12 protein-coding genes and 2 tRNA genes are annotated in these 13,247 nt (G+C 54.2%); 6 read left to right on the top strand and 8 right to left on the bottom strand.

Annotated features, from left to right (window positions below):
• The first annotated feature begins 35 nt into the window (after positions 1–35).
• Together fadE and KOSB73_RS07675 are read left to right on the top strand one after the other, a co-directional pair.
• Entirely contained in the window at positions 36–2,480 is a 2,445-nt protein-coding gene (gene fadE, locus KOSB73_RS07680) for an acyl-CoA dehydrogenase FadE (RefSeq protein ID WP_004133850.1), read from the top strand.
• 182 nt (positions 2,481–2,662) lie between these two features.
• Positions 2,663–3,433, top strand: coding sequence for an amidohydrolase (locus KOSB73_RS07675; RefSeq protein ID WP_004133852.1), 771 nt, complete (start codon positions 2,663–2,665; stop codon positions 3,431–3,433).
• A 245-nt stretch (positions 3,434–3,678) separates the two neighbouring features.
• On the opposite strand, the gene KOSB73_RS07670 is transcribed toward KOSB73_RS07675, so the two are convergent.
• Positions 3,679–3,755: transfer RNA gene (locus KOSB73_RS07670), tRNA-Asp, on the bottom strand.
• Between the two features lie 132 nt (positions 3,756–3,887).
• A complete protein-coding gene (gene dnaQ, locus KOSB73_RS07665; RefSeq protein WP_004133854.1) occupies positions 3,888–4,619 on the bottom strand; it encodes a DNA polymerase III subunit epsilon in 732 nt (243 codons plus the stop codon).
• Between the two features lie 65 nt (positions 4,620–4,684).
• Between dnaQ and rnhA the strand changes: the two genes are divergently transcribed.
• Entirely contained in the window at positions 4,685–5,152 is a 468-nt protein-coding gene (gene rnhA, locus KOSB73_RS07660) for a ribonuclease HI (protein ID WP_014228027.1), read from the top strand.
• Here rnhA and KOSB73_RS07655 read toward each other — a convergent pair.
• Positions 5,149–5,871 carry a class I SAM-dependent methyltransferase gene (locus tag KOSB73_RS07655; protein WP_004133856.1) on the bottom strand — a complete coding sequence of 241 codons (723 nt, stop codon included), beginning with the start codon at positions 5,869–5,871 and terminating at the stop codon, positions 5,149–5,151. The two genes, rnhA and KOSB73_RS07655, sit on opposite strands and share 4 nt — an antisense overlap.
• A 32-nt stretch (positions 5,872–5,903) precedes the next feature.
• Here KOSB73_RS07655 and gloB point away from each other — a divergent pair, with 32 nt between their 5' ends.
• Complete coding sequence (gloB, locus tag KOSB73_RS07650; protein WP_049086174.1) at positions 5,904–6,659, top strand: hydroxyacylglutathione hydrolase; 756 nt, start codon at positions 5,904–5,906, stop codon at positions 6,657–6,659.
• Positions 6,660–6,730: 71 nt separating this feature from the next.
• Positions 6,731–8,098, top strand: a complete 1,368-nt coding sequence (gene mltD / locus KOSB73_RS07645) for a murein transglycosylase D (protein WP_049086173.1) — start codon at positions 6,731–6,733, stop codon at positions 8,096–8,098.
• A 57-nt stretch (positions 8,099–8,155) separates the two neighbouring features.
• Here mltD and KOSB73_RS07640 read toward each other — a convergent pair whose 3' ends face one another.
• The 3 genes from KOSB73_RS07640 to KOSB73_RS07630 form a co-directional block, all read right to left on the bottom strand.
• A complete protein-coding gene (locus tag KOSB73_RS07640; protein ID WP_004133862.1) occupies positions 8,156–8,926 on the bottom strand; it encodes a class I SAM-dependent methyltransferase in 771 nt (256 codons plus the stop codon).
• Between the two features lie 84 nt (positions 8,927–9,010).
• Positions 9,011–9,808 carry an endonuclease/exonuclease/phosphatase family protein gene (locus KOSB73_RS07635; RefSeq protein ID WP_024359141.1) on the bottom strand — a complete coding sequence of 266 codons (798 nt, stop codon included), beginning with the start codon at positions 9,806–9,808 and terminating at the stop codon, positions 9,011–9,013.
• A 103-nt stretch (positions 9,809–9,911) separates the two neighbouring features.
• Positions 9,912–11,102 carry an MFS transporter gene (locus KOSB73_RS07630; RefSeq protein WP_004133865.1) on the bottom strand — a complete coding sequence of 397 codons (1,191 nt, stop codon included), beginning with the start codon at positions 11,100–11,102 and terminating at the stop codon, positions 9,912–9,914.
• 104 nt (positions 11,103–11,206) lie between these two features.
• Here KOSB73_RS07630 and yafC point away from each other — a divergent pair, with 104 nt between their 5' ends.
• Positions 11,207–12,109 carry a DNA-binding transcriptional regulator YafC gene (gene yafC / locus KOSB73_RS07625; protein WP_004133867.1) on the top strand — a complete coding sequence of 301 codons (903 nt, stop codon included), beginning with the start codon at positions 11,207–11,209 and terminating at the stop codon, positions 12,107–12,109.
• 30 nt (positions 12,110–12,139) lie between these two features.
• Here the strand turns inward: yafC and dkgB are convergent, their stop codons facing one another.
• On the bottom strand, positions 12,140–12,943 hold the full coding sequence (gene dkgB, locus KOSB73_RS07620) for a 2,5-didehydrogluconate reductase DkgB (protein WP_004133869.1): 804 nt from the start codon (positions 12,941–12,943) through the stop codon (positions 12,140–12,142).
• 163 nt (positions 12,944–13,106) lie between these two features.
• Positions 13,107–13,183: transfer RNA gene (locus KOSB73_RS07615), tRNA-Asp, on the bottom strand.
• Positions 13,184–13,247 lie beyond the last annotated feature (64 nt).

Here is a 13,247-nt window from a genome sequence, read left to right as displayed (position 1 = left end):
GGTCAGACCTCCTACAAGACAGGGAGCATTTCTCTATGATGATTTTGAGTATTGTTGCAACCGTAGTTTTACTCGGTGCGCTCTTTTATCACCGAATCAATCTGCTGCTCAGCAGCGCGATTTTACTTGTCTGGACCGCCGCGCTCGGCGCTGCGGGGCTGTGGAATATCTGGCTGCTAATTCCGCTGGCGATCGTTTTGCTGCCGTTCAACCTTGCCCCGATGCGTAAATCCATGATTTCAGTCCCGGCGTTCCGCGCTTTCCGTAAGGTCATGCCGCCGATGTCGCGCACCGAGAAAGAAGCGATTGACGCCGGTACGACATGGTGGGAAGGCGATCTGTTCCGCGGCAATCCCGACTGGCAGAAACTGCACAACTATCCGCAGCCGCGCCTCACCGCTGAAGAACAAGCCTTTATTGACGGCCCGGTCGAAGAAGCCTGCCGAATGGCAAACGACTTCGAAATTACCCACGAGATGGCCGATCTGCCGCCGGAGCTGTGGGCCTATCTGAAAGAGCATCGCTTCTTCGCGATGATCATTAAGAAAGAGTACGGCGGGCTGGAATTCTCCGCTTACGCGCAGGCTCGCGTACTGCAAAAGCTGTCGGGTGTCTCCGGAATCCTGGCGATTACCGTCGGCGTGCCGAACTCATTAGGCCCGGGCGAGCTGCTGCAGCATTACGGTACGGAAGAGCAGAAAAACCACTATTTGCCACGCCTGGCTCGCGGTCAGGAAATTCCGTGCTTCGCGCTGACCAGCCCGGAAGCGGGTTCCGATGCCGGCGCCATTCCGGATACCGGCGTCGTCTGCATGGGCGAATGGCAGGGCCAGCAGGTTCTGGGCATGCGTCTGACCTGGAATAAACGCTATATCACGCTTGCGCCTATCGCTACCGTGCTGGGGCTGGCGTTCAAACTCTCCGACCCTGACCGCCTGCTGGGCGGGGAAGAAGAGCTGGGTATCACCTGTGCGCTTATCCCGACCACCACTCCTGGCGTTGAAATCGGTCGTCGCCATTTCCCGCTGAACGTTCCGTTCCAGAACGGCCCGACCCAGGGGAAAGATATTTTCGTTCCTATCGATTACATTATTGGCGGCCCGTCGATGGCCGGTCAGGGCTGGCGGATGCTGGTTGAGTGTTTATCGGTTGGTCGCGGCATCACCCTGCCCTCAAACGCTACCGGTGGCCTTAAATCCGTCGCCATGGCTACCGGTGCCTACGCGCACATTCGCCGCCAGTTCAAAATCTCTATCGGTAAAATGGAAGGGATCGAAGAACCGCTGGCGCGTATCGCAGGCAATGCCTACGTAATGGACGCCGCCGCCTCGCTGATTACCTACGGCATTATGCTTGGCGAAAAACCCGCGGTACTGTCGGCAATTGTGAAGTATCACTGCACCCACCGTGGCCAGCGTTCAATTATTGACGCAATGGATATTACCGGCGGTAAGGGCATTATGCTCGGCAGCGGTAACTTCCTGGCGCGAGCCTATCAGGGCGCGCCGATCGCCATCACCGTTGAAGGTGCGAATATCCTGACCCGCAGCATGATGATCTTCGGCCAGGGAGCGATTCGCTGTCATCCGTACGTGCTGGATGAAATGGCGGCGGCGCAGAATAACGACATCGACGCTTTCGATAAGCTGCTGTTTAAACACATCGGGCACGTGGGAAGCAATAAAGTGCGCAGTTTCTGGCTGGGCCTGACCCGCGGTCTCACCAGCAGCACGCCGACCCGCGATGCCACTCGTCGCTACTATCAACATATGAACCGACTGAGCGCCAACCTGGCCCTGCTGTCCGATGTCTCAATGGCGGTACTGGGCGGTAGCCTGAAGCGTCGTGAAAGAATTTCTGCGCGTCTGGGAGATGTGCTGAGCCAGCTCTACCTGGCGTCGGCGGTCCTGAAACGCTATGACGATGAGGGGCGTAACGAAGCGGACTTACCGCTGGTTCACTGGGGGGTACAGGATGCGCTGTATCAGGCCGAGCAGGCGATTGACGATCTGTTGGTCAACTTCCCAAATCGTCTGGTCGCCGGAGCGCTTCGCGTGGCCATCTTCCCGACCGGACGTCATTACCTGGCGCCTTCAGACAAGCTGGATCATAAGGTAGCGAAGATTCTGCAGGTCCCGAGCGCGACGCGTTCGCGTATCGGCCGCGGTCAGTATCTGACGCCGAGCGAGCATAACCCGGTCGGCCTGCTGGAAGAGGCGCTGCTTGATGTCATGGCGGCAGACCCCATCCACCAGCGCCTGTGCAAAGAGCTGGGCAAGAATCTGTCGTTTACGCGTCTTGATGAGCTGGCCCGCAACGCGCTGGCAAAAGGGTTAATCAATCAGGACGAGGCGGACATTCTGGTCCGGGCTGAAAACAGCCGACTGCGCAGCATTAACGTCGACGATTTCGCCCCGGATGAACTGGCGACCCGGCCGGTAAAGCTGCCGGAGAAAGTCCGCAAGATTGAAGCAGCTTAAAAAGCCCAAATAATCACATCACGATCGAGGCGGGGACTTCCCCGCCTCTCTTTTTTCTGATAATTCATCGAAGGGTATTTCCAGGGCTGTCATTCTTTTACAAAATATTCCCTGAGCCGTCCCTCGGCTGATATGGTGTTAAAATCATTATAATTCCTCTCATCATACTGGAGTTCACCACCGTGCCCGGACTGAAAATAACCCTTTTACAACAACCGCTGGTGTGGATGGACGGTCCCGCCAACCTGCGCCATTTCGATCGTCAACTGGAAGGGATAACCGGGCGTGACCTCATTGTTTTACCCGAAATGTTTACCACTGGCTTCGCGATGGAGGCAGCAAAACAGTCGCTATCGCAAGAGGAAGTGGTTGCCTGGATGGAAGCTAAAGCCGCACAAACCAACGCGCTGATTGCCGGTAGCGCCGCGCTACAAACGGACCGCGGTCCGGTTAACCGTTTTTTGCTGGTTGAGCCCAACGGTCAAATCCATTTCTATGACAAACGGCACCTGTTTCGCATGGCGGATGAACATCATCATTACGAGGCGGGTAACGAACGGGTTATTTTTGCATGGCGCGGCTGGAGAATTCTGCCGCTGGTGTGCTACGACCTGCGTTTCCCGGTGTGGTCACGCAACCATAACGACTACGATTTAGCGCTGTACGTTGCCAACTGGCCCGCCCCACGTTCAATGCACTGGCAGTCGCTGCTGGTCGCCAGGGCTATCGAAAATCAGGCTTATGTAGCCGGATGCAATCGCGTCGGCACCGATGGCAACGGGCATCATTACCGGGGCGATAGCCGGATAATTACCCCGCAGGGCGAGATTATCGCGACGGCCGAACCGCATCAGGCAACCCGCCTGGACGCTGAGCTTTCGCTGACGTCGCTAAAAGAGTATCGCGAGAAGTTTCCGGCCTGGCAGGACGCTGACCCCTTCACGCTCAACTAAAGCAAGCAAACTCGGGGAGCCATGGCTCCCTTTCTTATGCCGCAAACGCGCGCGTCAGGCCGGCAGCAAAGCCAAAAAAGTTTACCTGTTACCCATCAATGCGATTTGCGCAAGGCATGCGGGCTGCGCCGAGAGTCGGCATGTTATCGAGAGGATAGAAGCGTGTGTGAAGGCCTGGCTCAGGAAACGGCACGGGCCAGAACGACGAAAGCCTGAATCATTGCTGATTCAGGCTTTCTGAATAGTGGCGGAACGGACGGGACTCGAACCCGCGACCCCCTGCGTGACAGGCAGGTATTCTAACCGACTGAACTACCGCTCCACTTACTGTTCCCTTGGGAACGAGGCGAATATTACGGATTCCCCTCTACCCCGTCAACGCTTTTTCTTCATTTTTGAATCGCTTGCTGCAAAAATCGCCCATCAGGCTATTTTTAGCGCGTTTACGGGTAAATCAGGCGCGCCACAGGCAGCTTCCGCCTTTCTTTTGCACCAGATCGAGCCGCGATTCATGGTTCATCAACTCTTCATCGGAGGCATAAACCACCCGTAATTTGCTGGCAGCGCGAACAACGCGTTGAATGCCCATTTCTCCGGCCTGCTGCTGACCTTCCCCTTCCATTGAGAAAGCCATCGTCGTCTGGCCGCCGGTCATCATCAGATAGACGTCAGCCAGAATCTGGGCATCGAGCAACGCGCCGTGCAGCGTTCGCTTGCTGTTGTCTATTTCATAACGTGAACAGAGGGCATCAAGGCTGTTACGCTTGCCCGGGAACATTTTACGCGCCAGGGCCAGGCTGTCGGTCACCTTACAGAAGGTATCCGTCTTCGGAATTCCGCGATTCAGCTTCGCAAATTCATAATCCATAAAGCCGATATCAAACGATGCGTTATGGATGACCAGCTCCGCGCCGCGGATATAGTCGATGAACTCATCGACCACATCGCCAAACGCGGGCTTATCCATCAGGAATTCGTCCGCAATGCCGTGAACGCCAAACGCTTCAGGATCCACCAGCCGGTCCGGCTTTAAATAGACGTGGAAGTTGTTTCCGGTCAGGCGGCGGTTGATCACCTCCACCGCACCGATTTCAATTATCTTGTGCCCTTCATAGTGCGCACCAATCTGATTCATACCGGTGGTTTCGGTATCGAGAACGATCTGTCGCGTAATTGCAGTGCTCATAGCGGTCATTTATGTCAGACTTACCGTTTTACGTATCGATTTCAATTACAGGAAGTCTACCAGAGATGCTCAAACAGGTAGAAATTTTCACCGATGGTTCTTGCCTGGGAAATCCAGGCCCCGGCGGCTACGGTGCGATTTTACGCTATCGCGGGAAAGAAAAAACTTTTAGCGAAGGCTTTAACCTTACAACGAACAACCGCATGGAGATGATGGCCGCCATCGTCGCCCTGGAAGCGCTGAAAGAACATTGTGAAGTGATCCTCAGTACCGACAGCCAGTACGTGCGTCAGGGGATTACGCAGTGGATCCACAACTGGAAAAAACGCGGCTGGAAGACGGCGGACAAGAAACCGGTAAAAAATGTCGATCTCTGGCAGCGCCTGGACGCCGCGCTGGGTCAACACAAGATCAAATGGGAATGGGTTAAAGGCCACGCCGGGCATCCGGAAAACGAACGCTGCGACGAACTGGCGCGCTCGGCGGCATCTAACCCAACCCGGGACGACATCGGTTATCAGGCGGAAAGCTAATTCTGCCCCTTGCGCCACTGACGCGTGGCGCCTACCGCCTGCGGTATTCGTTTTTTTGCTTTGCCCGATTTCATCGGGTTTAGCGTCAACGGGATAGTGCGTTTACGGGCAATGATCAGCTGCAGACATCCCAACGCCGGGAGATGCGTACTGAGCATTTTCCCCCCGTGGCGCGACCAGGGAAGGACCTGATAGCCCCCATAATGCATAACTTCAAAATTAAGCAACCCCAGCCAATCCATCTGACGCGTTAAGGTGAACATGCGGCTGTTATAGGGGGGCTTATTGCGTAATACCGGCACCAGCTTACGTAAACCCATCAGGCTCATGGGGTTAAAACTGGTTAAAATTATCCAGCCATCGTCGATCAGCACTCTATCCGCTTCCCGCAGCAGTCGATGCGGATCGCTGCACCACGGTAAGGTATGCGCCAGCAGGCAGGCATCGACCGACTTCTCGGCAAAAGGCAAATGCAGCGGATCGGCCTTTACCTGCACCGGATTTCCTTGTAAAGAGACATTCACCTGATGGGAAATCGCACAGGATTCAGTATTGATTTCCGCGCTCAGATTGCCAATCTTAAGTAAATGAAAGCCATATAATTTAGCGAGCCAGGGCTTCATCTGCCGTTCCAGCGACTCGCGGTAGTATTCGCCCCACGGCATGCTGGACCAGTGCTCTGGCGCTGTAACTGTTTGAGGTATCCTTGCCGGCTTCATCGCAACCTTCCGCTACGCATTAGAGGTAATTTATGAATCTTATCAGTATTCCCGCATTTCAGGACAACTACATCTGGGTTCTTAGTGAAGATAGCGGGCGCTGCCTGATAGTCGACCCGGGAGAAGCCGCTCCGGTACTCGCCGCCATTGAACAAAATCGCTGGCAGCCGGAAGCTATCCTGTTGACGCATCATCACCACGACCACGTTGGCGGCGTAAAAAAACTGCGGGAAAAATTTCCGGCCATAGCGGTTTACGGACCGGCAGAAACCCAGGATAAGGGCATAACCCACATCGTCAAGGACGGAGAAAGCATCTCTGTTTTGGGCCGCGAATTTTCTATTTTTGCCACGCCAGGTCACACTTTAGGACACATCTGTTTCTTCAGCGCACCTTATCTATTTTGTGGCGACACAATGTTTTCCGGCGGCTGCGGCAGACTGTTCGAAGGGACTGCAGAGCAGATGTATCAATCATTTAAGAAGATTAACGCCCTCCCTGACGAAACCTTAATATGTTGCGCACATGAGTACACATTAGCAAATATGAAGTTTGCAATGAGCATCCTTCCCCATGATAGGGATATAAATGATTATTATCACAAAGTTAATGAGTTACGTGCAAAAAACCAAAAAACACTCCCCGTAATTCTGAAAAATGAGCGTCGTATAAATTTATTTCTTCGCACAGATGATGATGATTTAATTAAAGAAATTAGCAAAGAAACAAATTTGCAACACTCTGCTCAGCGATTTGCATGGTTAAGGTCAAAGAAAGACGACTTCTGATATTTAATTCTTGTCTTCAGCCGACTTCACCGTTATCCTTGCTCGTCTTTTAAGCAACTATTGACACACACATGAAGGCACGAGCGATTTTACTCGCCTCTGTCCTGCTGGTGGGGTGCCAGGCGTCTAAGAACGATGGCACCGTACAACAGCACGCACAGAGCCTTTCTGCAGCGAGTCAAGGGGAAGCAAGCAAGTTCACAAGTCGAGCGCGCTGGTTAGATGATGGAACCTTCTACGCGCAAGACCAGGATCTGTGGACTTCGATAGGCGACGAGCTAAAGATGGGAATTCCGGAAAATGTCCGGATTCGCGAACAAAAACAGAAGTACTTAAGAAATAAGAGCTATCTCCACGATGTAACTTTACGGGCAGAGCCGTATATGTACTGGATAGCCGGGCAAGTTAAGAAACGTAACATGCCAATGGAACTGGTATTACTACCCATAGTGGAGAGCGCTTTTGACCCGCACGCAACGTCTGGCGCCAATGCCGCAGGCATCTGGCAGATCATTCCGAGCACCGGGCGCAATTATGGTTTGAAACAGACCCGCAGTTACGATGCGCGTCGTGACATCGTTGCCTCAACTACGGCAGCGTTAAACATGATGCAACGTCTGAACAAAATGTTCGACGGCGACTGGTTGTTAACCGTCGCGGCGTATAACAGCGGCGAAGGCCGGGTAATGAAGGCTATCAAAGCGAACAAATCACGGGGTAAACCCACCGATTTCTGGTCGCTGTCATTACCGCAGGAAACCAAAATATACGTACCCAAAATGCTGGCCCTGAGCGATATACTCAAGAACAGCAAGCGGTATGGCATAAGGCTGCCGACGGCAGACGAAAGCCGTGCCCTGGCGCGTGTACGCCTCGATAGTCCGGTTGAGATTTCACAACTGGCGGATATGGCAGGAATGCCTGTCAGCAAGCTGAAAACGTTCAACGCCGGCGTGAAGGGGTCGACTCTGGGTGCAAACGGCCCCAATTACGTCCTGGTTCCGCAGAAGCACGCGGCGCAGCTGCGTGAATCTTTGGCCTCTGGCGATATTGCCGCCGTACAGCCGACTCAGCTTGCAGACAACAGACCGTTGACCAGCCGCAGCTACCAGGTGCGCTCCGGTGATACCCTTTCCGGCATTGCATCGCGTCTCGGGGTATCAGCGAAAGATCTGCAGCAGTGGAACGGCATTCGCGGCTCTGGCCTGAAAGTGGGGCAGAATCTGGTGATTGGCGCAGGCAGCAGCGCGGAACGTCTGGCGAACAATAGCGATAGCATTACCTATCGCGTACGTAAAGGCGACTCTCTGTCGAGCATTGCGAAACGTCATGGCGTGAACATCCGCGATGTGATGCGCTGGAATAGCGATACTGGCAACCTCAAGCCCGGCGATCAGCTAACGCTGTATGTGAAGAACAGCGACAGACCAGAATCCTGATGATTCAGCAGGCATTAAAAAAGGCACCCTCGCGGTGCCTTTTGTTTTATCTCTGGGTTAGATTGCCTTATGGGCCTCAAACATAATCGTATCGCTGGTGAACGAACCGTCCTGCTGCAAGGCAAAATAGGCCTTAACCTCCGCTGATGCGCTGTCCTGGTATAAACGAATCGCCTCCGTCAGCGCCGCAGGCGTCCGCATCCGCGCGACCCATGAGCTGAACTCCAGAGGCAAGCGATCGGTCAGCAGATGATTTATCACCAAACCGGCCTCGCTCGCCATTGCCAGCCACTCGCCGCTGGAGTAGTTGCGGACATGGGAAGTATCGCGCAGGGCTTCAACGGTTTGCAGCCAGACGTCGCGAACAGGGTGACCGGGCGACATCACATCCATAATAATCATCACCCCACCCGGCTTCAGCACCCGCTTCACTTCGCGCAATGCCTGGCCGACGTCGTGCCAGTGATGCGCAGAATAACGGCTGATCGCCACATCAAAGCTGGCATCAGCGAAAGGCAATGATTCAGCGTAGCCCTGCTGAGTGGCGATATTGGTGAAACCTTTATCCCTTGCGGCCTGAGCCACCACGTCCAGCATCTGGCTGGATAAATCATATGCCGTCACCTGGGCAACCTGCCCTGCCGCCGCAAAGCTGGCGTGTCCGGCGCCGCATCCCATATCCAGCACGTGGGCCTGCGGGAAGTCCGCCAGCCGTTCGGCCAGGCGCTGTAAATCCCGCCCGGAAGCGTGTACGGCGCTGGTCAGGTAGGCGCTGGCCTGTGAGCCAAACTGTTTTTCGACGTTGTCATGATGAGAGCGTGTTGTCATTGCATTGTCCTTCGGTAGTTTGAGTAATAAAGGCAGCACCATGCATATGCAGGCCTGCCCCATGGCAAGCCTGACATACCTTAATTAATCAGGCTTGCCGGGACTGAATTCGACTAGTAGAGGGTTGTGATCGGAGGCGCGGGTCACCAGCACGGAAGCGTCGTGCACGCTTAACCCCCGATAAAACACAAAATCAAGCGGACGACCAAAAGTGCGACGGCGCTGATCGTCAGAGAAGCGGACTTCGCGCAGCGACATTTCACGCGCAAAGCGATACAAAGCGTTCATTCGCGGACGGCTCCAGGCGTTAAAGTCGCCCGCCATTATCACCGGCCCGCTGTGATGGGCAATCTGGTCGCCAATCGGCAGCAGCTGTTTGCTGTAGACATCAACGCCAAGACTAAAATTGACCGCGTGGATATTCACCACCATCAGCAGACGGGAATCCGGTAACGGGTAAACGGTGACCAACGCTGACTTTGCCAGCCGCAGGATAGGCTCGCGTTCGCGCAGAGGGCAGCAATAAATGGGGTGCGCGGAAGCTAACGTCATGACCCCGGAAGGATGCTGCGGGAGCACCAGAGCCGGAACCTGGTCCGCGGCCAGATAGTTGGAGGTGGCGAATTTCACTAACTCAGGCGTGGTTTGCGCTTCCTGCAATAACACCAGGTGAGCATCTTTACCGAAATTATTAAGCACGGATTTCCACTCGGCGCGCTGTTGCTTGAAGATGTTCCACACCAGCACGCGGATTTTCTCATCCGAGCTTAACGGTACCCCGGCCGGAAAAGCCGGAGTCATGCCAGCAAACGACCCCGGAGGTAAGATTCTCTCCGCGGGTTGTCCGGCGACATAGCGCATGGCATAGGTATTCTTTCGCAATTTAGGCATCAAACCTCGATAACAGGAAACCAGCCCGACTGCGGCTGGTTCTTCTGTTATAGGGATTTTTGTATACACTTTCAATGCAATTTGCCAGAAACCTTTATCCTTCTACGGAAAGAGCCGTAGTACGGCGCCGAGGCCTATCGAGCCGACCGCTGAGAACCACCAGTAACAGTGCGACCAGAACAATTAACGCGCCAATCCACGGCGTCTGAGCCAGACCATAATGCTCTACCGTCTGACCGCCAATCACCGATCCTAAGGCAATCCCGATATTAAAGGCGGCAATATTCAGGCCAGAGGCAACGTCAACCGCGCCAGGGGTATACTGCTCCGCTTTCTGCACCACGTACACCTGCAGGCCCGGAACGTTACCAAAAGCAAAGATGCCCATCACCAATACCGTCGCCAGCGCCGCATACTGCAAACTGGCCGTAAATTGAAAGATCAGAAGTAAAGCAACTAACGCGGCAAAAATCAGCTTCAGCGCGGGCACGGCGCCGTGTTTATCCGCCAGCCTTCCGCCCCATACGTTGCCCACCGCCACAGATACACCGTAGCCGAGGAGGATCCAGCTAACGGCCGCTGGGCTAAATCCGGCAAGATCCTGCATCATCGGCGCCAGGAAGGTAAAAGCGGTAAATACGCCGCCATATCCTAAAGCAGTAATGGCGTAGATAATCAGCAAACGAGGATGGGTCAGAACCTGCAGCTGGGCGCGCAATCCCGCGCTGACACGGCCAGGAATGTTATTCGGCACCAGAATAAGGCTGCTCATTAACGCAATGACGCCAAGGATCGACACGGCGAGGAACGTCTCACGCCAGCCAAAATGTTGGCCGATAAAGGTGCCTAATGGCACCCCGGTCACCAGCGCAACAGTCAGACCGCCAAACATAATCGCAATCGCCGAAGCCGCTTTCTCTTTCGGGACCAGGCTGGTCGCAATTGTCGATCCGATCGAAAAGAAAACCCCGTGCGCCAGCCCCGTCAGCAGGCGTGCCAGAACCAGAGTTTCATAGCCCGGCGCCTGCCAGGCCAGCAGGTTGCCGGCGGTAAACAGTGCCATTAACGCGAGCAGCAGTTGTTTACGCGGCATCCGCCCGGTCAGCGCGGTGAGTACCGGGGCGCCAATCGCCACGCCGAGTGCATAGATCGAAACCAGCAGCCCCGCAGAGGGGAGCGAAATAGCAAGTTGTTCTGCGATAGTGGGCACCAGGCCCACGATGACAAATTCGGTCGTGCCAATAGCAAAGGCACCGATAGTTAAGGCCAGTAGCGCCAGCGGCATAATGTACTCCGTATCAACATGATTAAGATGACACGTAGTATGAAGAGATGTTTTAATAACAAAAATAGCCAAAGTATCAATAGAATTTTGCCACAGGTGCAATAATGAGAGCTACCTCAGAAGAAATCGCCATTTTTGTCGCCGTGGTTGAAAGCGGCAGCTTTAGTCGCGCAGCCGAACAGCTAGGTCAGGCTAATTCCGCCGTCAGCCGGGCGGTGAAAAAGCTGGAATCAAAGCTCGGCGTGAGCCTGCTTAATCGTACGACCCGTCAGCTAAGCCTGACTGAAGAGGGAGAGCGTTATTTCCGTCGCATGCAGGTTGTGCTTCAGGAGATGGCCGCTGCCGAGAATGAGCTTCTGGAGAGCCGTACGACGCCAAGAGGTCTGTTACGGGTTGACGCCGCAACGCCGGTGATACTGCATTTTCTGATGCCTTTGATAAGACCCTTCCGCGAGCGCTACCCGGAGATGAACCTTACGCTGGTTTCGTCAGAAACCTTTATCAATCTGATCGAGCGGAAAGTCGACGTCGCGATCCGCGCCGGTACGCTGACCGACTCCAGCCTGCGCGCCAGGCCATTGTTCAATAGCTACCGCAAAATTATCGCTTCACCGGACTATCTTGCTCGCCATGGAACGCCGCAAAGCGTCGCTGAGCTAAAACATCATCAGTGTCTGGGCTTTAGCGAACCCGTTTCATTGAATACATGGCCAATCTCCTGCTGTGATGGTCAGCTACTGGAAATCGAAAGCGAGATATCTTCCAATAGCGGAGAAACGCTTAAGCAGCTGTGCCTGGCCGGTAACGGAATCGCCTGTCTGTCGGACTACATGGTGGATAAGGAGATTGCTGAAGGGGCGTTTGTCGAGCTGCTGGCTGACAAACGGCTGCCGATTGAAATGCCGTTTAGCGCGGTTTACTACAGCGACAGGGCCGTAAGCACGCGGATCAGAGCCTTTATCGACTTTCTTAGCGAGCATGTAAAACAGCTCCCGAAGGAGCTGTAACAGGGTTGTAGAGTACAGATGGGGGTTAAATTAGTCCCATTCAGGCGCCAGACCGTCCGGGCTAACCAGACGATCGTTGCAGTCCAGCGCGGCGATCGCCTGGCGATCGTCTTCATCCAGCTGCAGATCCTGAGCTTTGAGATTGCTTGCCAGGTTTTCGCGCTTAGTCGAAGACGGGATTACCGCATAACCTTCGCCCATTGCCCAGGCCAGGATAACCTGCGCCGGCGTGGCATCGTATTTCGCCGCGATACGTGCGATCGCTTCATCTTTCAGCGCCTTACCGTAGGCCAGCGTCATGTAAGAGGTGATATGGATACCGTGTTCACGTGCCCAATTAACCACTTTACGGTTCTGCAGATACGGAGAGAGTTCAATCTGGTTGGTCGCGATGTTCTCCGCGCCAACGGCAGCAATTGCGCGCTCCATCAGCGGAATAGTGAAGTTAGAGATACCAATCTGACGGGTCAGCCCCTGTTTTTTCGCTTCCAGCAGCGCGGCCATAAACTCTTCAACCGCAACGGCATCATTTGGCGACGGCCAGTGGATTAACGTCAGATCGACATAGTCAGTACGCAGCTTCTGCAGGCTCTCTTTCAGGCTGGCGATCAGCTTCTCTTTGTTGAGATTTTCAATCCAGATCTTGGTGGTGATGAACAGTTCATTGCGCGCAACGCCGCTTTCTGCAATCGCCTGACCCACAGCAGCTTCATTATCATAGATTTGCGCGGTATCAATGGTGCGATAGCCCAGTTCAAGCGCCGTTTTTACAGATGTAATAACCACGTCATCTTTCAGACGGAAGGTCCCAAGACCAAATACAGGGATTGTCATGATTTTCCTCTTTCTTCATTCATATCGGTTAACGAGGACAATTATGACCAACGAGAAGATTGAGAAAAAGAGCGCTAAATGCAGAGGATTTTTGCTAAAACAGCAATAATTAAACAACAGGTAAAGAAAAAGCCCTGAGCAAATGCTCAGGGCTTTTAATAAGTGGCGGAACGGACGGGACTCGAACCCGCGACCCCCTGCGTGACAGGCAGGTATTCTAACCGACTGAACTACCGCTCCACCGAATACTTCTGTAACCACCGGATTAATGCACCGGCTTACTACTTAATTTGATGCCTGGCAG

Origin of the sequence: Klebsiella grimontii (assembly GCF_900200035.1) — a bacterium.
Classification (GTDB): domain Bacteria; phylum Pseudomonadota; class Gammaproteobacteria; order Enterobacterales; family Enterobacteriaceae; genus Klebsiella; species Klebsiella grimontii.
The sequence above is the reverse complement of the archived record's forward strand: the minus strand, read 5'-3'. Positions and strand labels throughout refer to the sequence as shown.